The organism is Cuniculiplasma divulgatum (assembly GCA_031200235.1).
GTDB lineage: Archaea > Thermoplasmatota > Thermoplasmata > Thermoplasmatales > Thermoplasmataceae > UBA509.
The window spans coordinates 927,630-947,452 of sequence record CP133595.1 but is presented as its reverse complement, the minus strand read 5'-3'; the positions used below and the strand labels follow the sequence as shown (position 1 = coordinate 947,452).

Here is a 19,823-nt window from a genome sequence, read left to right as displayed (position 1 = left end):
AATGGATGTAACTGACAAGAGGATTCTCTTCAGTATCCTGAAGGACGGGAGGATCTCACAGAGAAAGATTGCCATGGACGTTGGAATATCAGCCCAGGCTCTGAACTACAGGTTGAGCCGGCTGATTGAGGACGGCATCATCAGGGGCTTCACCCTCCATGTCAGCCCCAGAATCAATGGCTATCTTGAGGCCTTTGCAGCTTTCAGGACTGAAAAGGATTATGACGGAGATGTTATCTCCAGAATAAAATGCCTGGAGGAAATAAGCCTGTACGGTTTTTCCGGAAAGGATCAGGCGGATATAGACAGGAAGCTTGGCAATGCCGTGTCAAAGCTGGGTAGCCCCGTTATGCAGTATGTACCAGCCATGGCTCCACTGGGAATGAACATAAACAGCACCGATCTGGAGATTATAAACATACTGAAGACCGATCCGCGAATGTCTGTGACAGATATATCCAGCCAGCTTGACATTCCATACATGACAGTCAAGAGGCGGCTGAATCTCCTCATGAAGAACCATATAATAGGCGTCATCACGGAACTTGACCTGTCGGGCGGCGATATTGTTCTGTATTCCATTTTTTCCACTTCCGTGGACAGGGCCAGGGAAATACTTGCACCCCAGACCATATTCTCCATCTCTGACAGCAGGGCCGGCGTCTATACTTGCTTCTCAGAGAGCCTGTCAAATGCCAGGGGGAGCATATCAAGAATCAGGGAGGTTGATTCCTCCGCCAATGTTATGATTCTCTACGACTACAAATTCTACTCCTGAGGCTTTATTCCGCCCTCCCTCTTCTTAGTTTCCTGATCCATGATGCCTCTGGCAATCTCCCTAACAAGCCTTATGAGAAATGCCATCTCTGGGCTCCTTGCTTCCGACAGAAGAGCCAGTGTTCCTGGCCTGGATGACGGTATCTCCACCTTCTCCATTCCTTTTCCCACTGATTCCATAACCGCCAGCAGGAGTGAAAAAATGGAGTTCCACGAAACTTCCTTTATGCCGGTTTCAAACTTCTCTGGATCCAGGTCCCCCACTGCACTGCTGACCAGTGGAATGAACCTGACCAGGGCGGAGGCAGTTCCCAGGAGATCCATGGTGCTTGCATAATTGAATAGAACGTCGGACTCTTCTGCCAGCGCATCCAGTATGGATATAAGCCCGGATTCCTGCAGTTTTTTCACCGTCTTAAGCGTGGGCTCAAGATCCTCAATCATCCCCAGGATCCTATCTATCCTTTCATCATCAGGGCCTGCCATCAGTACCAGCCTCCATATATGCTTGCCAGGAAATATTTCTCGTAGATTGCATGGGCAACCTTCAGTAATCTGCTCCTCCCCATGGACCTGCAGTCCGGAAATGGAGTTCTGGAATCGGCAATCTTGCTCTTGAAGTCGCAGTAAGCGATCCATCCTGCGTCGCCAGTGTCAGATGCGCATAGCCCTATTGTGTTGTATGGTATGGGATCATATGATCCAATTATGTCCCCAGCAACGTACGATGCAGCAGTATCGGCCTGGAAGTGCGCAAACACTCCGGCCATGCCGATTCCTATGGATGGTGCTATGGCGTCACCTATGGCATACACGTCATCATAGCTCCTGTTCCTGAAGTTCTTTGTATTTGAATCCAGCCAGCCGTTTCTGGATGTTAGGTCAGGGTTACCGGAAATGAAGTCGGGTGCCCTGTGTGGCGGCGCCACTATTGCCAGATCATAATCCACGCTTTCACCGGATTCCCCCACCAGTTTCTGGCCTTCCCCGTCAATGCTGGCAAGCTTGAATCCGTTTATGCTGTTGATCCCCTTCTCCTCCAGCCATCCGGCCACAGGGTCTGATATGACCGGGCCAAACATGGCCATTGGTTTCTTTGTCCAGTGGGCAACTGTGATTTCAACCTTGTCCCTCAAGCCCTTTGCCCGAAAATACTCATCCAGCATCATGGCCATCTCCCATGGGACAGGCGGGCATTTGTACATCTGAGTTGTAACCCCAATCACAATCTTTCCCCCACGGAACGCTGAAAGCTTCTTCCTGAGCGCCATGGAATTCTCCATGTCCCAGAAGTGATAGGCGCTATCATAACCGGGGAAGGACTGTCCATCGAACTTCACTCCGGGCGAGAGGATGAGAGTATCGTATGATATCTTCTCAGTTCCAACGGACACTGTGCGATTCCTGACGTCCACTCCTGTTACTTCTCCCTTTATTGATCTGATGCCAATTTTTGCAAACCTGTCCATGCTTACGCTTATCTGGGACGGGTCCCTGTTCCCCAGTGCCACCAGCGTGTAGGATGGCTGGAAATCTGTTCTTCCTGTTTTATCGATTACGGTAATCTCAGCTTCACCTTCCGGCACCATCTTCCTCACCCTGCTGGCTGCCAGTCCTCCTCCGGCACCTGCCCCAACAACCACGACTTTTTTCGGCATGCAATATCGAATTCAGGCATGGGTAAAAATTTTCCCATGCGCTTTCTCACATAAAAGCAGGAAAACAGGCTGTTTTCCAGAGAAATGAACGAAGGACAGAATCTGAAGCCGGATCGGGCCCCATCAGCCAGTGAACATCAGCACTCAGCTGTCCTTTCATAGGTGATTCCGGGCGCCCCAGTGCTCATGGACGCCAAATGTTAAAACCCCATGGAGGCTCACATGCTGCATGCACAGGGGCAGTATTCTCCTATCGGTGACGAAATCCACAAGATCCTTCATATTTGCATCACTTGCAATCAGTGTGCCCTTCTTTCTGTCCGCTCACGGATATTCGCCCCTGGACACATCCCTTGTCATATTTGCCAGCATTGGGATTTCCACTGTATTTCTTTACACATATACTGCCCTGACATGGCGCACAAAGACCAGGCTTCTCTTTCTTTCCTCCATCCTTCTTGCGGCAATGATAATTCTATTCCTGGGCCGCAGCCCTCTTGCCCTTATTGCTGCCATAGTTGTGGGAGGGGTGTCCCTGGGGGGCCGGGATTTCTCGGTTAACCAGTCCCTGGAGCAGTTCACCATCAGCTCGTATTCCGAGAACCAGAAGGAGAAGAATGCCATGTTCACCCTCTACAATTTTGCTTCCTATGGGAGCGGTGCAATTGCCTCATATTTCCTCTTCACCCTTGGGGCCAATGACTTTACCCTCATATTCCTGGTTGATCTCATCCTTGCTGCATTGCAGATAATTCTCTACATCCCGCTTAAATTTCCTGATGTTGTTCGGCATGAAAAAGGAAAATCCATTCCCGATCCTGCTGTCAGGTCTGATGTTCGAAGGCTGATGATTCTCTTTTCTGCCGATTCCCTGGGGGGTGGCCTGGTGAATACAGCAGTAATTTCCCTGTGGTTTCAGGAAGTATACCATATTACGCTCTCCCAGGCAGGCCTCATATTCATAGCTGTGAACATAATCACTGCCCTGTCAGTTGTAGCCTCTGGATATCTTTCAGGAAGGATCGGGCTTGTGCGGACAATGGTATACACGCACCTCGTAAGCAACGTGATGCTTTTCATGGTGCCGGTTTTCCACATGCTGGCAATAAGCGAGATGTTTCTTTTCCTCAGGCAGAGCACAAGCCAGATGGACGTTCCTGCCAGGGACAGCTTCGTGAACACCAGAATCCCCATGGATTCCAGGGTTTCCGCAAATTCCAGCTTCCTGGCGGTAAGGAACGGATTCCAGATTCCGGGACCTGGAATAGCCGGCGTATTCATGGAATTGTTCCCGCAGGGAGTGTTCTTTTCAGCTGCCCTTGTGAAGATTGCTTATGATCTGGCGTTTTATCTGGGATACCGGGACTACAGAATCTGAAAGACCGAATCCTATTTGAGAGCCAAGAGAATAACAGCATGAGTGAAACTGTTGAACGGGAAACATATTTTGATAACTGGCGGAGCTGGCTTCATAGGTTCCAACATGGTGGAAAAGCTGGCTGAAAGCAACCGTATAACTGTTGTGGACAATCTTTCCAATGTGGATGAGAGATATATCAGCAAGTACCTGAATAAGAAGGATTTCAGGTTTCTCAGGGCGGACATCTCATCCCTTCATGAACGCAACGATCTCACGGACGTTGATGTGGTTGTGCATCTGGCTGCAAACTCGGACGTGAGAAACGGCTCCAACGGTCCCGAGGTGGATTTCCAGAACAATGTTGTGGGAACATTCAACCTGCTGGAATACATGAGGAAAAACGATGTTGGAGAGATCCTTTTTGCCTCCAGCTCCACAGTATACGGAGAGGCGGCTGTTCTACCCACCCCTGAGAATTATGGGCCGTATATGCCCATATCAAGTTACGGTGCCTCCAAGATGGCCGGGGAAGGCTTCATAACTTCATACTCACACTATTACGGCATAAGAGGAACCATATTCAGGTTTGCCAACATAGTTGGAAAGAACTCCACGCATGGCGTTATTTTTGATTTCATCAGGAAGCTCCAGAAGAACCCTGAGGAACTTGAGATACTTGGAGACGGGACTCAGAGAAAATCGTACATGCATGTCCAGGACTGTGTGGGCTCCATGATACACGTGCACGAGAAATCTGCAAAAACCGACATAATAAACCTTGGAAACAGGGAGACAACGTCTGTGACAAAGATTGCGCATACTGTTGCCGAAAGGATGGGCCTGCCGAAGGTTAAGTTCAGGTACACCGGCGGCATCGATGGAAGAGGATGGGCAGGGGATGTGAAGGTTGCGCAGCTGGACGTGAACAAGCTCTTTTCCACAGGGTGGACCAATAAGTATGACAGCGACGGATCAGTGGACGTTGCTGTTGCCGAGACCCTGGAACAGATGGGCTGGAGGAAGTGATTTCCATGTTTCCTGAGGACATCAGGCTTCTGAGATGGATTGAGGAGAAAATGCACCTTGCCAGGTACAACCTTTCCCTCAGCGGGCTCCCCGAGCCTGATTTCAAGAGCATGGGAGTTGATACATCACTTGAGGACATGAAGCGCGATGCGGACAATCCTGAGGAATACTTCAGAAACATCCTTTCGGATCTTTACGGCTATGATCCAAGGGAGATCTTCCTGACAACAGGCGGATCCGAGGCCATTTTCCTCATCAGCCTTCTGGCAAAGTCCATGGATGCAGATGTATTCACGGGGGTTCCTGAATATGAGCCCATATTCAATGTTCCGGCAAACATGGGAGTCAGGACAAGAACTGCGCCCTTCCACAGGCTTCCTGGAATGATATCTGCCGCCCATGAAAGAAAGGCCGTTTTCATGTCGAATCCAAACAACCCACTGGGAAGCCTTCATGACAGGAAATACCTGGAACAGATCAGGGGATCAGTTTCCACTGGAGATTTCGTTTACGTGGACGAAGCATTTCTTGAGTTCACTCTTGAAGACCGCCCCACAAGCGTGTATGATGGCCAGCAGGACCTGATGGTCAACGGCAGCATGACGAAGTTCTACGGCTTTTCCGGAATGCGTGTTGGATGGATTGTGACAACACCGGAGAGGATCAGGATACTTGAAAGGTTAAGGGACATAACAGGGACAAGAAACCCGTCCTATCCACTCTGGATAGCCGGCCAGTGCCTCCTTAACAGGAAGAGATTCCAGGAAAGGGCAAGATCAGTTGTGGAGCCCAACCTCAGGGCGCTTTCTGCAGTTGTTGAAAGCAGCCCTGCACTCTCATGGGTTCCGCCAAGGCACGCGCCCTTCGCGCTCATAAGATATTCCGGAAACATTGATTCTGTTGGCCTGTGCACCACTGCACTTGAAAGATACGGCCTGTTCCTGGATCCAGGCGACTATTTCGGCCAGCCTAACGCCTTCAGGCTGTGCTTCACAGGGGCACCGGATGAGTTCAAAAAAGCCATGGAGGTGTTCTCAGGGTTCGTCAGCAAAACCCTGGGGTGAATATTTCCTGAACCATTTGACGGTTTCCTCCATATTCATGATTATATGTTTCTTTTCAGTAAATCCATGCCCCTCACGGGGAAAGAGAAGAAGCCTTACCTCTTTTCCAAGATCCTTTAATCCCCTGTAGAACTGCAGGTACTGCCCTACTGGCACACATGGATCATCAACTCCATGCATCAGCAGAACAGGAGTCCGTACCCTGCCCAGATGATCCATTGCTGAAAACTTCCTGTATGTATCTCCGCTGTACGGGGATGCATCGTAATGTATGCTGTCCCAGTCCGGTATGTTTGTTGTTCCATGGAAACTGAACCAGTCCGATATGCCAAAGAGTCCCACTGCAGCGGAGAAACGGTCGGTCTGTGTTATGGCCCAGGATGTCATGAAACCCCCATATGACCCACCTGTTATGAACCACCTGGCGGTTGATGTGCGGCCGCTGCTGACAAGGAAATCCATGCCTGCAAGGATGTCCTGCAGGTCCATGCCGCCCATGTCCCCGCGGTTGGCCTCGGCATATTTCCTCCCCTTCCCTATGCTTCCCCTGTAGTTGGGCAGAAATACCGAGAAACCTTTGGAAATCAAATAGGTGCTTCTATCAATGAATGCAACGGGTGAATAGGATGTGGGGCCGCCATGGACATATACCACAACAGGCCTGTCCTTTCCAGCTGACCTGAATATGCCATAAATGCCTGTGCCGTCTGAGGATTCCCACCTTATGACCTCGCTGGGATACGCCACGCATTCGCGCAGTTTCTGGTTCTCGGATGATACTCTCCTGATTTTCCCTTCTGCTATCCGGTAAAGTTCCTGTGGTGATCTGGCATCCTGAATCACCATTGCGTAACCCTTCCCCAGAGGCTGGAATTCCGGTGCGAAGACCGGCATTACAGTTCCTTCCTCCATCATCACATCAGTGAAGCTGGTTCCACTGTATATGGATATGCCGTAGCTGCATTCCTTCGTCCACAGGGTGTACAGGCTTCCGTCCTTTTTCCAGAACATATCGCAGAAACTCTTCTCAATCCCATCGGTAATATTCACAGGGGCTGATCCATCCGTGTCGCAAATGAGAATGTCCCCGGCAGTTACACCACGATCGCTCCACAGGGACTCCAGGAATGCTATCCTCTTCCCGTCATGGGATATACGCGGCCTTGCAACAGCCCTCCATTCAGGCTTATACAGATTCCTTATGTGCCAGTCATCCCTGCTCATTACTGAAATTGAAGTGTGGTACCATGAATACTCCTGGGGCTTCTCTGAAGTCACCATGGCAACCAGTTCGCTGCCCGCAGTGAACTCCCATACCTGTACTCCCCTGGTGATCTGCTGAAGCCCGTATCCTGGCCTGTAGAGGAAGATTGATGTGAAACGGTCCTCCTCCTCGAAGTAGAAGCCGTCATCGCCATTCTCTTTCCTTTCATGGATTTCCGCTGGTTCGGGTTCCGTCATCAGTATGTACAGTGAGGAAGAATCCGCCCACTGTAAGTCCTGGGGATTCCCCTCAAGAACCAGCCTTTCCGCCTGTCCCGTATCCAGATCGGATATGACCAGTTCATTCTTTTCTCCAGTTCTGCTCAGGTATGCAATCCTCTTCCCGTCAGGGCTGAATCTTGAATCATGGTTTCGCGACCCGTCTCCGCCGAATCTTTTGATCTCGCTGCCCGTTTCAGCATCAAATATAACAACATCAGATGCAGTTGGTTTCTTCTTCTCGTGGTATGTGGCAGATGACATTATCGATATCATGCGTCCGTTGCCTGAAACATTCACGCCCGAAATGGATCGCATGTCAAGGTAATCCTGTGGAGTCTGTTCCCTAACCATGGGGACTTATTTACATGTCAGTATTATATTTGTCTGAATCTCCCAGAACATTGGGTGTTTTTTTGGCAATGCCAGCACAGAACCATAAGAATAATCATACTGCTTCCCTTAACCCATCTCCATGGAAAGCGGAAAATGGGAGGAGATCATATTCACACAGGACGATATACGCACAGACAGCCTTCTTTATGGAGAGAAATCCTACCTGCTGCTTCCCCCTGACGGGCAGGAAAACCGCTTTCTCGCAATATCCACCCATACATCAAGAAGGTTTTTCATATACAGCACCTCACAGGGAGGTCTGGAAAGGCTTCACGCATTCTTTTTCCGCCTGTATGGGGCGATGTTTGAGGAAAGTACCCCTCCGGACGTTTTCAGCAGCCATATTGTGCTGACCAATGCCCGTCGTGACAGGCGGATCAGTGACTTCTACCATCCAAGGTTCGTTCGCAATATCATGGATCTCAGTGCTGTGGACATCGATATAACAACCGCATACTCAGTGGCCCTGAGAAAGCGCACAGGCAGGCGTGGCAGGAGAGGCTACAACTTTGTTGCCTCAATATCGTTCCGCAACCCGGAAGAAATGGATGCCTTCAGGGATGTGCTCCGGGAGGAAATATGGGCCCTCAGGCTGGAGACGGGATGGAAGATTGCCACAAAACCACGTGGCAGGGTCAGCAACAGTCTTATGAAAAATACCTTCCAGCTCATCAATTTCATACGCATACCTGCTGAGAGCGATTTCATAATCTGATGCAACTGCAGATATAATCTCTGACTTCATTGCGGGTCTTCCCGACAATCCAGCACCATGATATCCTGAGATTACTCCATGAGCGGATCAGTTCAGGCAACGTTAAGTGTTGCCGGGAACACAACTCATGAGAACTGCACGGCAATGCAAACAAATTATTATGCCCATGAACTCCCCTGCAATGCAGGTTTTGTCCCCTGTGAATATCTATGGTGCAGTTGTTCTGGTCATAATGATGATATTCTACATATATGAGAACAGGAACAGGGTCTTCACCCTCATGTTCGGTGTGATGTGCTTATTTTCCTCGGCATACGGGTTCCTTGCAGGTGTATGGCCCTTCGGGGTAATTGAAATAGCCTGGGCCGGATTCAGCTTCAGAAAATATGTAATGGTGGGAAGGGAAAAGAAGGCCTGATCACTTCTTTTCCGGATCCAGGGTGTATGCCGGGTTTGTATACTTTCTCTGTGTCCTGAAGGGCCGGAAAATCTTCCCGTTACCGTAATAGAATTTTGAGAAGAATTCCACATAGATCAGCCTTGCGCCCTGTATGCCGGGCTCGAATATGGCAATGACCAGGTTGAAAAGCTGCCCCAGGATCAGTATTATTATGCCCACCACGGCAAGTGCTGGAGATTTCATCACACCTTTCATGAATATGAGGTCAATGACCTGCGCCAGAATCACCGAAGCAAGGAGTATCCCCAGTATCCTGGTGTATGAAAGGATGTGGCTGATTATGGATGGGATTTCAACAGCTCCCCGCGTACCCTCGGATACTCCAACCACAATTATTCCTGCCAGAAATACCAGGATGGAGAGGACTGCACTTGGATCCGTATGAATGTTGAATGAAAGGCCACTGTGCTGGTGTATTAGGTCCAGCCCGAATATTGCAATGCCCCACGCCATCATGAGCCACCCAATCTTTCCTGCAACTCCCTTCCTGTGTCCAAGAGATGCCTCATTTACAAGCCCCAGAATGAGGCCGAATGAGACCATTGCCAGACCGATGTATCCGGTGAAGAGCAGGAGTTTTGGTATCATGAAGGAGACATGGAATATGACAGTGGGAGTAGGAGGGAACGCCCCAATATGTGCTCCTGAAAATCCTGTGCTGGTCTCGAAAACTGTCACTGGAAGCAGGGGGAATCCGAAGAAGTTGTTGAAGAGAAGCCCAACAGCAATGGCCACAATTGAAGCGGGAATAAGCGTTTTTCCAAGTATCAGGAGCGGATTGCGGCCGAATATTGTCATGGCGAACCTGGTAAGCGACTTTGGGAGAATCGTACTGCTACCAGGCCTGGATAGTTTCCTCACCATCCATATTGCAAGGGCAAGTATGGCAAGGCCGTATCCCCAATCTCCCACCATTATGCCGAAGAATATTGGGAATATGATGCCGAAAATCATTGTGGGATCAAATTCGAACTCCTGCGGAAGGCTGTAGAATCTCACGAAAAACTCGAATATCCTGAATTTCTTTGGATTTTCAAGCAGCGTTGGCGGTACATCCTTTGTTTCAACCTCGTTGATAAGCACGCTGCCCTCAGCTGCCCTGGTCACCAGTTCCACTGTTGACCGGAGATATCTCTTTGGAACCCAGCCCTCCATCACGAAGGCATCCTGGGTGGAAGCCAGCTTCTCGGAAACCTCAAGCTTCTTGTTCTCGATCTCAAGCTGTTCCCTTATCTGGGCAATTTGCTCATAGTAGTCGGCTGAGATGTGGGCCAGTTCAGCGTGTATCCTGTCCAGGGATTCCTGATCTTCCTTCCTCTTCTGGGTGAGGTAGCTGAGGTAGGCTTCAGGTGTCCCGGTCATCTCCGGGATATGGATTATCCTGAATCCCATGTCGTTGGCAATCCTTGCAAGATCAGAATCCCTTGCAGCCGGAATTGACACGATGTACACCTTCCGGTTTATCTGTATTATTGATGCATCTGGAATTGTTGCCTTTATTGCCGTGACCGGATCCTCGGCATCCCAGTCCTTCAGTATGTACGATATGATTGATGTGCCGTTGAAGATTGAAAGATCATATTTGATCCCCTGGAGGTCCTTCACAACAGAAAGCCTGTTGTCTATCTCCTTAATTCTTGCCAGGAGATCAGTTTCCTGGTCCTTCAGGGTTCTAAGGTGATCCTCCAGATCAATGCTGGAGGCCTCCTTCACAAGCTCGGAAATGGAAGTGAAAGTTTTCTTTGTCCTGACTTCAGACGGAGGAAGGATGTTCTCGTAACCCCTGAACCTCTGGAGCAGTGTGTTTACTGTCCTGTAGTTCTCCCCGGGTTTTGCCTGCCCCAGGAGCTTTGACACATCAGGCGCCACCTGTTCCAGCTGTATTACGCCGGCATCGTGAAGCGCAGTGATTATGGAATCCTTGCGCATGTTTGATCCGATGATCCTTATCCTGATCATCTTCTCCGGCCTGATTCCCATATTAAGCCTCCAGGTATTCCATTATTGCTTCGTGCACGTATTTCTCTATGTCCTCATCCTTAACTGTGAGGGTCAGTCTTGAGGATCTGTCCATTGCATCCCGGATGAGGCTTTCAGCCTTTGCCTTTGCTGAACGGAGGGCCTCGTCCACACTCTTCTGCTTCTGTATCTCCAGCTCTTCCTCCTTCGCCTTCAGGATGGCATCAAAGCCAGCTTCAAGGCTGCTGATTTCCTTTTCCTTCTGTTCCTTGATCTCCTGAATCCTTGAATTTATGGAATCCTCCTTTTCCTTTATGACCTTAAGTGTTTCAAGATCGTCCATCATATAACCCCCAGTGCAATCATTGAAAGAACCACCACTGAAATTACCGGGTTAACCACTGCAAAAAGTATCCTGATCCTCCTGAACAGCCTCAGGTTCCGGTTGTTCCTCACCTCAACAGGCGTAACTATATGCTGTTTGTATTTCATCAGCGGCTGCTCCCAGTATTTCATTTAGGCCGATTCCTCCCTTCTTCCCATCTTCCTCTTTATCATCTTCAGTGTGGTGAACATATCTCTTTCGATCTCGTCCAGCCTCATCCTTATGAACTTGGCGCTGGACGTCAATTGGGGAATGAGTATGTTCTCAATGGCGTTGGATCTTCTCTTGGTCTTATCTATCTCATGCAGAAGTTTTCTCATGGAGTTTTCCTTCTCGGCTATCTCCACAAGCTGCACGTATATTCTCTCGAATGTCTTTATGGCATCATTTATTGGTGTAGGCACAGATATTGCCCTGTACTGGTTTGACAGTATTGTCTGGTTGTAGCTTCGGCTCAGTTCTGGTATCCTGACTCCCATGACATTCTTCATGTTTACTGCCACAGTGGAATCAGCTGACATGTACGCAATTCTCTCCAGTTCCATTGTCCCGGAGATTATCTCTGCCATCCTGACAGTCTCGATGGCCTCCCCTATGTCTCCCCTGAGGTTTTCCCTGAGGCCCTTCACTGACCTGCTGATGGAAAAGAACTCCATGACCAGTGAGGAACGCTTCATTTTCAGGAGATCAAGGCCGCGCTTGGCAAGCTTTATCCTCCTGTTTGTCCGAATGAGTTCTATCCTGGTTGGCTTAATATCAAGCTGCGACATCAGTCCTCCTTATTCCACTTCCCGTATCTGTCTATGAAGTCTTTCTTTACCCTTTTCATGTCGGATTCCGGAAGCTCAGAAAGCAGATCCCAGCCAATGCCCAGGGTATCCTCAATGGATCTGTCGTCGTAGAAACCCTGGTTCACGTACCTCTTTTCGAACTCATCTGCAAACTTCAGGTATTTCCTGTCATTTGGACCCAGAGCCTCCTCTCCAACTATGGCGCTCAGGGACCTCAGATCCTTTCCGTTTGCGTATGCAGCATATATCTGATCTGCCACGCCGCGGTGATCCTCCCTTGTCCTCCCCTTGCCTATGCCCTGGTTCATGAGCCTGGAAAGCGACGGCAGGACATCAACTGGAGGATATATTCCCTTTCTCTGGAGGTCCCTGCTAAGAACGATCTGGCCTTCTGTAATGTATCCCGTAAGGTCTGGAATCGGGTTTGTGATATCATCACCAGGCATGGTCAGTATGGGAATCTGTGTTATTGATCCATTCTTGCCCCTTATCTTTCCGGCCCTCTCATAAATGGTGCTCAAATCTGTGTACATATATCCTGGGAAACCACGTCTTCCCGGAACCTCTTCCCTTGCAGACGATATCTCACGGAGCGCCTCGCAGTAATTTGTCATGTCTGAGAGAATGACCAGTATGTGCATTTCCTTCTCATAGGCCAGATACTCAGCAGTTGTGAGGGCAACCTTTGGCAGTATTATCCTTTCCATGCTTGGATCCGATGAAAGGTTGAGGAATAGCACCGATCTTGAAATTGCTCCTGTCTTGGTGAATTCGCTCACGAAGTAGTTTGCCTCTTCGCTGGTTATTCCCATGGCGCCGAATATTACAGCGAAATCCTCGCTGCTGCCCAGCACCTTTGCCTGGCGTGCGATCTGTGCTGCAAGGCGGTTGTGGGAGAGGCCTGCCGATGAGAATATGGGAAGTTTCTGTCCCCTTACCAGGGTATTCATCCCGTCTATGGTTGAAATGCCGGTTTCAATAAACTCGGAAGGCTCCTCCCTGGAGTATGGATTCATTGCGTTTCCGACCACTTCCACCCTTTCCTTGCTCACTATTGGAGGAAGGCCGTCGATGGGTTCACCAAGCCCGTTGAATATACGGCCGAGCATTTCATCTGAGACGGAGACCCGGGCTGTGCTGCCCAGAAACTTCACCCTGGTGTTGCTTACATCCATTCCTGAGGTTGCACCGAACACCTGAACAACGGCCAGTCCTCTCCCCGTGTCAAGAACCTGCCCTGATCTCTTCTCCCCGTTTCCCAGGGTTATTTCAACAAGCTCGTTGTATGCCGCATTCTCCACCTTTTCAACAAAAACAAGCGGACCTGCAATCTGTGATACTGTTTTATAGCTAACCTGTGGCATTTTCAAGCCTCCATCAAACTTTCAATCTGTCCTGTGATCTCTGACAGCACATTCTCCAGGTATGCAGGGAATTCATCTTCCTTTACCTCCTTCATCCTTGAAATCATGTCACGTGCCCTGACACTCTGCACCTGCACCATGGAAAGCCCCTTCTCAAGAGCCCTGGACTGCTCCTTTCCAAGTGCAAGGATGGCCTTCAGCATTCCGTACTGCTTCTTTATGGAACAGTACTGGTCAACCTCGTCGAAAGCACTCTGCTGCAGGAAATCCTCCCTGAGCATTCTTGCTATGTCCAGGATGTTTTTCTCCCGCTCCGGAAGAGCGTCAAAACCAACCAGCTGAACAACTTCCTGCAGTTCTGCCTCCTTCTGGAGTATGCCCATGGCCTCGTCATACATGTCACCCCAGTCCTTTGCCACGTTTTCATCAAACCATTTCCTCAGGTCAGGCTCATACAGGGAATAACTGTTGAGCCAGTTTATTGACGGGAAATGACGTCTGGATGCCAGTGATGAATCAAGTGCCCAGAAAACCCTTGTGACCCTGAGGGTATTCTGAGAGACCGGCTCTGATATGTCTCCGCCTGGTGGTGAAACTGCACCCACAATTGTTATTGATCCTATCCTGTCATCGTCCGATGTGACCACGGCGTTTCCGGACCTTTCATAGAACTCAGAAAGCCTTCTTCCAAGATACGCAGGGTATCCCTCTTCACCGGGCATTTCCTCAAGCCTGCCAGAAATTTCACGGAGGGCTTCTGCCCATCTGGAGGTACTGTCTGCCATGAGTGCAACTCCGTACCCCATATCCCTGTAATATTCAGCAATTGTTATACCTGTATATATGCTGGCCTCCCTGGCCGCCACAGGCATGTTTGAGGTGTTGGCTATGAGCACTGTCCTTTCCATAAGAGGCTTTCCAGACTTCGGATCAGTAAGCTCAGGGAATGTGGTGAGGATTTCTGTCATCTCGTTTCCCCTCTCGCCGCATCCCACGTATACCACTATATCGCTGTCTGCCCACTTTGAAAGTTGATGCTGCACAACTGTCTTTCCGCTTCCGAAGGGGCCAGGGACGGCAACGGTGCCGCCCTTTGCAACCGGGAAAAAGGTGTCAATAACTCTCTGCCCTGTGATGAGCGGGATTTCCGGAGCAAGCTTCCTGATGACCTTTCTTGCAACCCTCACCGGCCATTCCTGCTTGAGCCTTATGATTTCCTCGCCACTTTCCGTCTCCACCACTGCAATCTTGTCTGAAACCTTGAATTTGCCCGCCTTCAGGCCCTTTATGATCCCAGAGACTCCAAATGGAACCATAATCTTGTGGCTTATAATGCCTGTTTCCTGCACAGTGCCGACGATCTGGCCCTGGACAACCTTTGATCCGTCCTTTATGACCGGAGTGAACTCCCACAGCTTTTCTTCATCAAGTGGAGCAGCAGTGAATCCCCTCCTGATGAAATCCCCGGTCTTTGCACGGATCACGTCCAGTGGCCTCTGTATTCCGTCGTATATTGACTTGAGCAATCCGGGGCCCAGATCCACGGAAAGCGGCTTATGGGTGCTCTCCACCTTTTCACCGGGCCTTATGCCGCTGGTATCCTCATAAACCTGCACTGTTGACCTGTTTCCTGTTATTCGTATTATCTCGCCAACCAGGCCAAGCTCGCCGACCCTTACCACATCGAACATCCTTGCATCTTCAACATCTTCAGCAACCACAACTGGCCCTGAAATTCTTACTATCTTTCCCATAACTCACCTACCAATCTCCACTCCAAGTACCCTTCTGGCAAGATCGTTGACCGATTCCAGGTCCTGGCCTCCTGGAAGCGGTATGAAAACAACCACCGGATCAGTTGAAGTTTCAACAGCCCTGAGTGTTTTCTGATCCATGAATGACTTGATGCTTTCAGATATCATAACCAGAGAGAACTTCTTTTCCCTGATCATTTCCTGAAGCATTTCAACGCCCTTCTCCTTCTCTGCAATGAATGAGTTTTCAACCCCGACCAGGCGGAAACCCAGAACCAGTTCCCTCTCGCCGATAACTGCAATATTTCCTACTTTTTCTCCCTTTATCATGAAACCACCCTAAAATATCAGAGACTTTATCCGGTCCTCGCTGACAGAATAATACTTGCCAAGAGAAACTGACCTGATTCTCTCACGCTCAAGCTCAGACCTCAGTATGAATGCGAATACAGACCCCACAGAAAGAGCCTGCGAATTGAAAATATCAATGTATCTTTTCAGGATATCAGACCTTATTGAGCTCTCCAGGGATTCAAGCCGCCTTGTCTGCTCATAAGCCTGCGCAGCCTGTTTCATGTTTCCGTATGAACCCAGCTTATCTATGGCCTGCGTGACTGAGCCCGCCGAGAATATCTCCTGAAGCCGTCCCATATCCATTGTGCCGGCCGGTATCAGGCCTTCCCTGATCCTTTCAAATTCTATTCCCAGATCAAGACTCTTGAGAACTATCATGAGGTTGCGCAGATCGATCTCCTCTGAAATGAAGGCTCTCAACGGGCCCTCATCTCCATTGTAGAATTTTACTGATTCAACAAGCTGCGAGTAATAGTAAGTATCAAGAGCTGAGAGGAGGAGGCTGATATCGCCTGATTTCCTGAACCGGTCCATGTTGAGCAGTATCTGCTGTCCGTATCCGAAGTTGGAAAGATAATTCACTACTGAATCCACGGAACTCTGTGACATCATGGCATTATAGTCATCTCTTGTGAGGTTCCCGCCGAATATACCGATGGGAACATCCCTGAAACTAACAAGGAAGCTTTCTGTTTCCTTTATGCCATAACCCAGGTACTTGGATGATAGAACGGATTTTATGTTTGAAATATCCCACTTGGAAAGGTATGCCCTTATTACATCCCTGCCGGGTACCGGAGCTGCAAAAAGTGCTATCTTGTTCCTCAGTATCAGCCTGTGGTTCAACGAGATGCTGATGAGGTCAATTCCCTTGTAGACTGCCGTAAACAGCTCCATATCCTGCCTGTAGAACGTGCCGAAGAGCTCAGAGACCATTTCATCAATGGTCTTCGTGGCCATTAGCCTTCTGATGAAATCCTCCGGCAGAAAATCGTTGCCGTAGACCCGAACTCTTCCAAAGGCACCGGTGTAGGTGGGGTCCATATGATCATTCCCCCAGGTGTTCTGAAATTCTGGAAATCAGTTTCTCCTTTATGTCCTGCATTATGGATGTGAGTGTCAGGTCAATCTGCATGGAGCCATCGCTGGATTCGGCAATTATTCCTCCATACGGATCAACTTCCTCCTCCCTGATAACCAGATCCTTGGATTGCGGTATAAGACTGGAATCCCTGGCTGATACCCGTATGGTAAATTTCTTTCCCAGGCTGCGGCGGGCTGCATCTACCATTTTCGCCATTATTTCCTTATAATCTTTTGAGTTCCTCAGTTCCTTCAGATATATGGTAGCTTTCCCCATGGCCTCCTCAATCAGGCTGCTTTCCCGGGATCTAACAATCTTCAGGGCTTCCATTTCACCCGAGCTTATTGTTGTTCTCTCAACGGATCGCACTTCTTCCTCGGTGAGTTTTTCATACTTCTCCTGAAGATTCCTTAGAGCAATATCCTGCTTCTTCCTGATTTCTGATATCTTCTGTTCATAGTAGTCACTAAGCGTTTTTAATTCGCCATCTCCCCGGGATTCTATGTCTTTCAGGATATCTTCCAGCGTCATATCTTACCATCACAGGATATGAAGCAGCAGAATTATTCCAAGGACAAACCCGATTATCCACAGTGTCTCCGGGATAACGAAAAATATCAGTACCTGCCCAAACTTTTCCGGCTTTTCAGCAATAATCCCCATCCCGGCAGCTCCGATACCCTGCTGTGCCATACCTGTGCCTATAAGTCCGCCAGCTATTGATATGGATGCCGCAATGGCTAACAATGCTGATGTATAGTCAATTGTCATGCGCTATGCACCGCAGGATCATTGTTGGAGTATATATAAATCTGACACGTTACGCATTCGCCTTGATGGCTCATCCTTCATGCTTGAGTGTTATGACTCTCCCACTGTTTATGCGGCTTTTTCCCATGGGATCATCAATAACGAAGGTGAATAGCTCCCCACTTCCCTGGATGATTCCTTCAATCCTTTCCCTGATTACCCTGAGATCTTCGGGAGAGGCATCCTCTTCGTCAAGGAGCTGCAGCTTGTCCAGAATCTGGCTCAGTATACCCTCAACTGTTGTTATCTCTCCGGTGGATATTTCACCGGGCTCTATGTCAGCTTCCAGTTCCGGTATGCTGATTCTTGCTTCTGGAGACCTGTATAGAACCGTTCGCAGATCGTCACGGTTCCTGACCTGGAATACAAGAGTTTTTGGTTCCTGACGATCTATCTGCCTTATCTGTGTACTCTCATACAGGCATTTCTTGCAGAAGAAGGTCTCTATCTCCACGGCCTCCTCGTACGTTATCTTTGTCCTGTAGAATATGAAGAAAAGAGGTTCCCCGCAGGAGGGGCATGGAGTTTCGGTCACGAATTCCTTTGGAATGTCATCATCATACTGTTCATCTGCCATAAGCATCAACCCATGATCGTAATGGCTCCCTTATGAAGTGCCTGGCTTTCTTTAACTTTGCAATTGATGAGGACCCTGTAAGGAACATTGCAATCTTCAGGTCCCTGATTATCTGAAGAACCGTTGCCTCAATGTCCTGGGCAGAGGAATCGGCGCTCTTCAGAAGCATCCTGGCGAAACCCCCAGCATCTGCCCCCATGATGATTGCCTTTGCAAGGTCCAGGCCGTTTCTCAGACCGCCACTCCCAATTACAGGGATTCCAACATGAGAGTATTTTATGGACGCAGGCGATGGTATTCCCCAGTTCCAGAATGATTTTCCGGAAGTCATCTTTTCCAGATCTCCGGACTTACGTGCCCTGTAATATTCTATTGCAGCAAATGATGTGCCGCCCAGTCCGCCCACATCTATGGCCCTTACGCCAGCATCCTTCAGGGCAAGTGCCGCCTCATGTGATATTCCGTTGCCTGTCTCCTTGGCAATAACAGGATAGCTGCCGGCGATTTCCTTCAATCTCCGGAGGATGCCCACCGCATTCCTGTCGCCTTCCGGCTGTACCATTTCCTGAAGGAAGTTGAAATGTACTATGAGATAGTCGGCTTCTATCAGACCCATTACATATTCTATATCTCTGTCTGTAAATGCGGGTTTTCCCTGTTTTACAAGCTGAGGAGCGCCAATATTTGCTATCCTCACCGGAACCTTGCTCTGCAGGATTACGGAGAATGTATCGGCAAGTTCCTTCTTCTCAACCGCTGCCCTCATGCTTCCAACCCCCATGGGTATGCTGAACTTTTCGGCAACGGTTGACAGGTTGAAGTTTATCTTCTTTGCCAGATCCGTTCCCCCTGTCATTGATGAAATGATCATTGGATGGGCAATTTTGTGATCCAGGAATTTCACGCTGGTATCGATTGCATCAAAGTCCACTTCCGGAACAGCTTGATGAATGATCTCAACGTCATCCCAGTAATTATGGTCGGTGGTTACGTTCTCAGTCTCCGCTATGCGTATATGTTCCTCCTTGCGGTTCTCTATCAATGTATCACCGTACCGATGAAATCCCGCGTCCCCATATTCCAGATCCTCTCCGGATGCCTCCCGTTGAGGAGGTATACAGTTGTTCCAGTTTCTGCTATCTTCTTCATTATTCCCAATTTTTTACCCATTCCGCCTGTCACGTCCTCTCTGTTCAGCTCAAACGCCTCATTTCCCTTCACCTCTTTCCTGAGTTCGGCATCTGGGTGAGTCTTTGGATTTCTGTCGAATATTCCGTCAACATCGCTCAGGAACATCACTCTTGTTGGCTTGAAATGAAGCGCAAGGGCGAGCATCAGGTCGTCACCGGATACAATACCTGAATTCCCATTCCGGATATATACATCACCAAAGGTCACCGGAAACAGCCCTGCCTTCATGTAGGATTCAATCAGCTCGAAGGGGGGAATGAAAGGGTCCGGAAAAGATGAGGGGGCCATTCCAATGCCTGGCATGCTTTCGGATAGCATCACACCAATAATCCTCTGATCAAGTTCCATCATATCCCTGTGCACTATTGAAATTCCACTACGTGATGAGGATGCCGGGCTTCCGCTCAACTGGTATTCGCTGGCCTTTATGTGACCGAATGATCCGCCCCCGTGAACAAGAATTATTTCGTCATCAATTTTTTTAAGTTCGTGCACAATTTTTCTTGTTGTCTGCTGGAGAAAATAACGATATCTTGATTTGACGGTTATGACGCTCCCTCCGAGTTTTACCAGCTGCATCATTGGGCGAATTGTTACATGGATATAAAATATAAGA

22 protein-coding genes are annotated in these 19,823 nt (G+C 49.1%); 6 read left to right on the top strand and 16 right to left on the bottom strand.

The features are described from left to right. Position 1: 1 nt before the first annotated feature. Positions 2 to 778, top strand: a complete 777-nt coding sequence (locus RE469_05090) for a winged helix-turn-helix transcriptional regulator (GenBank protein ID WMT45573.1) — start codon at positions 2 to 4, stop codon at positions 776 to 778. Here RE469_05090 and RE469_05085 read toward each other — a convergent pair. After that, positions 769 to 1,263: a hypothetical protein gene (locus tag RE469_05085; GenBank protein ID WMT45572.1), complete on the bottom strand. Its 495-nt coding sequence runs from the start codon at positions 1,261 to 1,263 to the stop codon at positions 769 to 771. The genes RE469_05090 and RE469_05085 overlap by 10 nt on opposite strands. After that, on the bottom strand, positions 1,263 to 2,435 hold the full coding sequence (locus RE469_05080) for an FAD/NAD(P)-binding oxidoreductase (protein WMT45571.1): 1,173 nt from the start codon (positions 2,433 to 2,435) through the stop codon (positions 1,263 to 1,265). The genes RE469_05085 and RE469_05080 overlap by 1 nt, the downstream gene beginning before the upstream one ends. Before the next feature lie 229 nt (positions 2,436 to 2,664). On the opposite strand from RE469_05080, the gene RE469_05075 reads away from it, so the two are divergent. The 3 genes from RE469_05075 to RE469_05065 all read left to right on the top strand — a co-directional run bounded on the left by RE469_05075 (position 2,665) and on the right by RE469_05065 (position 5,885). Continuing rightward, positions 2,665 to 3,813 (top strand): MFS transporter, encoded by a 1,149-nt coding sequence (locus RE469_05075; GenBank protein WMT45570.1) that lies wholly within the window; start codon positions 2,665 to 2,667, stop codon positions 3,811 to 3,813. Positions 3,814 to 3,882: 69 nt separating this feature from the next. Beyond that, positions 3,883 to 4,821 (top strand): NAD-dependent epimerase/dehydratase family protein, encoded by a 939-nt coding sequence (locus RE469_05070; protein ID WMT45569.1) that lies wholly within the window; start codon positions 3,883 to 3,885, stop codon positions 4,819 to 4,821. A gap of 5 nt (positions 4,822 to 4,826) precedes the next feature. Then, the gene (locus RE469_05065; GenBank protein ID WMT45568.1) at positions 4,827 to 5,885 is read left to right on the top strand and encodes a pyridoxal phosphate-dependent aminotransferase; all 1,059 of its coding nucleotides are present in this window, start codon (positions 4,827 to 4,829) and stop codon (positions 5,883 to 5,885) included. Here RE469_05065 and RE469_05060 read toward each other — a convergent pair. Next, positions 5,856 to 7,721: a S9 family peptidase gene (locus tag RE469_05060; protein ID WMT45567.1), complete on the bottom strand. Its 1,866-nt coding sequence runs from the start codon at positions 7,719 to 7,721 to the stop codon at positions 5,856 to 5,858. The two genes, RE469_05065 and RE469_05060, sit on opposite strands and share 30 nt — an antisense overlap. Positions 7,722 to 7,842: 121 nt before the next feature. Between RE469_05060 and RE469_05055 the strand changes: the two genes are divergently transcribed. Continuing rightward, on the top strand, positions 7,843 to 8,478 hold the full coding sequence (locus RE469_05055; GenBank protein ID WMT45566.1) for a hypothetical protein: 636 nt from the start codon (positions 7,843 to 7,845) through the stop codon (positions 8,476 to 8,478). A 181-nt stretch (positions 8,479 to 8,659) separates the two neighbouring features. After that, positions 8,660 to 8,896 carry a hypothetical protein gene (locus tag RE469_05050; protein ID WMT45565.1) on the top strand — a complete coding sequence of 79 codons (237 nt, stop codon included), beginning with the start codon at positions 8,660 to 8,662 and terminating at the stop codon, positions 8,894 to 8,896. Here the strand turns inward: RE469_05050 and RE469_05045 are convergent, their stop codons facing one another. From RE469_05045 to RE469_04985, 13 genes are all read right to left on the bottom strand, one after another. Further along, the gene (locus RE469_05045; protein WMT45564.1) at positions 8,897 to 10,918 is read right to left on the bottom strand and encodes a V-type ATP synthase subunit I; all 2,022 of its coding nucleotides are present in this window, start codon (positions 10,916 to 10,918) and stop codon (positions 8,897 to 8,899) included. Between the two features lies 1 nt (position 10,919). Then, positions 10,920 to 11,243, bottom strand: coding sequence for a hypothetical protein (locus RE469_05040; GenBank protein WMT45563.1), 324 nt, complete (start codon positions 11,241 to 11,243; stop codon positions 10,920 to 10,922). Next, positions 11,240 to 11,389, bottom strand: coding sequence for a hypothetical protein (locus tag RE469_05035; GenBank protein WMT45562.1), 150 nt, complete (start codon positions 11,387 to 11,389; stop codon positions 11,240 to 11,242). The genes RE469_05040 and RE469_05035 overlap by 4 nt, the downstream gene beginning before the upstream one ends. Before the next feature lie 24 nt (positions 11,390 to 11,413). After that, positions 11,414 to 12,052, bottom strand: coding sequence for a V-type ATP synthase subunit D (locus RE469_05030; GenBank protein ID WMT45561.1), 639 nt, complete (start codon positions 12,050 to 12,052; stop codon positions 11,414 to 11,416). Further along, positions 12,052 to 13,437 carry a V-type ATP synthase subunit B gene (locus RE469_05025; GenBank protein ID WMT45560.1) on the bottom strand — a complete coding sequence of 462 codons (1,386 nt, stop codon included), beginning with the start codon at positions 13,435 to 13,437 and terminating at the stop codon, positions 12,052 to 12,054. The genes RE469_05030 and RE469_05025 overlap by 1 nt, the downstream gene beginning before the upstream one ends. Before the next feature lie 2 nt (positions 13,438 to 13,439). Next, on the bottom strand, positions 13,440 to 15,191 hold the full coding sequence (locus tag RE469_05020; protein ID WMT45559.1) for a V-type ATP synthase subunit A: 1,752 nt from the start codon (positions 15,189 to 15,191) through the stop codon (positions 13,440 to 13,442). A gap of 3 nt (positions 15,192 to 15,194) precedes the next feature. After that, positions 15,195 to 15,521, bottom strand: a complete 327-nt coding sequence (locus tag RE469_05015; GenBank protein WMT45558.1) for a V-type ATP synthase subunit F — start codon at positions 15,519 to 15,521, stop codon at positions 15,195 to 15,197. 9 nt (positions 15,522 to 15,530) lie between these two features. Further along, the gene (locus RE469_05010; GenBank protein ID WMT45557.1) at positions 15,531 to 16,589 is read right to left on the bottom strand and encodes a V-type ATPase subunit; all 1,059 of its coding nucleotides are present in this window, start codon (positions 16,587 to 16,589) and stop codon (positions 15,531 to 15,533) included. A 4-nt stretch (positions 16,590 to 16,593) separates the two neighbouring features. Further along, positions 16,594 to 17,160 carry a V-type ATP synthase subunit E family protein gene (locus tag RE469_05005; GenBank protein WMT45556.1) on the bottom strand — a complete coding sequence of 189 codons (567 nt, stop codon included), beginning with the start codon at positions 17,158 to 17,160 and terminating at the stop codon, positions 16,594 to 16,596. 9 nt (positions 17,161 to 17,169) lie between these two features. After that, a complete protein-coding gene (locus RE469_05000; protein ID WMT45555.1) occupies positions 17,170 to 17,400 on the bottom strand; it encodes an ATPase in 231 nt (76 codons plus the stop codon). 70 nt (positions 17,401 to 17,470) lie between these two features. Beyond that, a complete protein-coding gene (locus tag RE469_04995) occupies positions 17,471 to 18,016 on the bottom strand; it encodes a ZPR1 zinc finger domain-containing protein (GenBank protein ID WMT45554.1) in 546 nt (181 codons plus the stop codon). After that, positions 18,006 to 19,058 carry a type 2 isopentenyl-diphosphate Delta-isomerase gene (gene fni / locus RE469_04990; GenBank protein ID WMT45553.1) on the bottom strand — a complete coding sequence of 351 codons (1,053 nt, stop codon included), beginning with the start codon at positions 19,056 to 19,058 and terminating at the stop codon, positions 18,006 to 18,008. The genes RE469_04995 and fni overlap by 11 nt, the downstream gene beginning before the upstream one ends. Then, the gene (locus RE469_04985; protein WMT45552.1) at positions 19,055 to 19,789 is read right to left on the bottom strand and encodes an isopentenyl phosphate kinase; all 735 of its coding nucleotides are present in this window, start codon (positions 19,787 to 19,789) and stop codon (positions 19,055 to 19,057) included. The genes fni and RE469_04985 overlap by 4 nt, the downstream gene beginning before the upstream one ends. Positions 19,790 to 19,823 lie beyond the last annotated feature (34 nt).

Coding starts and splice junctions, on each gene's coding strand:
- RE469_05065 (WMT45568.1), top strand. CDS start 4,827: ATGTTTCCTGAGGACATCAGGCTTCTGAGATGGATTGAGGAGAAAATG.
- RE469_04985 (WMT45552.1), bottom strand. CDS start 19,789: ATGATGCAGCTGGTAAAACTCGGAGGGAGCGTCATAACCGTCAAATCA.
- RE469_05020 (WMT45559.1), bottom strand. CDS start 15,191: ATGGGAAAGATAGTAAGAATTTCAGGGCCAGTTGTGGTTGCTGAAGAT.
- RE469_05015 (WMT45558.1), bottom strand. CDS start 15,521: ATGATAAAGGGAGAAAAAGTAGGAAATATTGCAGTTATCGGCGAGAGG.
- RE469_05085 (WMT45572.1), bottom strand. CDS start 1,263: ATGGCAGGCCCTGATGATGAAAGGATAGATAGGATCCTGGGGATGATT.
- RE469_05030 (WMT45561.1), bottom strand. CDS start 12,052: ATGTCGCAGCTTGATATTAAGCCAACCAGGATAGAACTCATTCGGACA.
- RE469_05080 (WMT45571.1), bottom strand. CDS start 2,435: ATGCCGAAAAAAGTCGTGGTTGTTGGGGCAGGTGCCGGAGGAGGACTG.
- RE469_05025 (WMT45560.1), bottom strand. CDS start 13,437: ATGCCACAGGTTAGCTATAAAACAGTATCACAGATTGCAGGTCCGCTT.
- RE469_05000 (WMT45555.1), bottom strand. CDS start 17,400: ATGACAATTGACTATACATCAGCATTGTTAGCCATTGCGGCATCCATA.
- RE469_04995 (WMT45554.1), bottom strand. CDS start 18,016: ATGGCAGATGAACAGTATGATGATGACATTCCAAAGGAATTCGTGACC.
- RE469_05005 (WMT45556.1), bottom strand. CDS start 17,160: ATGACGCTGGAAGATATCCTGAAAGACATAGAATCCCGGGGAGATGGC.
- RE469_05055 (WMT45566.1), top strand. CDS start 7,843: ATGGAAAGCGGAAAATGGGAGGAGATCATATTCACACAGGACGATATA.
- RE469_05090 (WMT45573.1), top strand. CDS start 2: ATGGATGTAACTGACAAGAGGATTCTCTTCAGTATCCTGAAGGACGGG.
- RE469_05035 (WMT45562.1), bottom strand. CDS start 11,389: ATGAAATACAAACAGCATATAGTTACGCCTGTTGAGGTGAGGAACAAC.
- RE469_05060 (WMT45567.1), bottom strand. CDS start 7,721: ATGGTTAGGGAACAGACTCCACAGGATTACCTTGACATGCGATCCATT.
- RE469_05050 (WMT45565.1), top strand. CDS start 8,660: ATGCAGGTTTTGTCCCCTGTGAATATCTATGGTGCAGTTGTTCTGGTC.
- RE469_05075 (WMT45570.1), top strand. CDS start 2,665: ATGCACAGGGGCAGTATTCTCCTATCGGTGACGAAATCCACAAGATCC.
- RE469_05040 (WMT45563.1), bottom strand. CDS start 11,243: ATGATGGACGATCTTGAAACACTTAAGGTCATAAAGGAAAAGGAGGAT.
- RE469_05045 (WMT45564.1), bottom strand. CDS start 10,918: ATGGGAATCAGGCCGGAGAAGATGATCAGGATAAGGATCATCGGATCA.
- RE469_05010 (WMT45557.1), bottom strand. CDS start 16,589: ATGGACCCCACCTACACCGGTGCCTTTGGAAGAGTTCGGGTCTACGGC.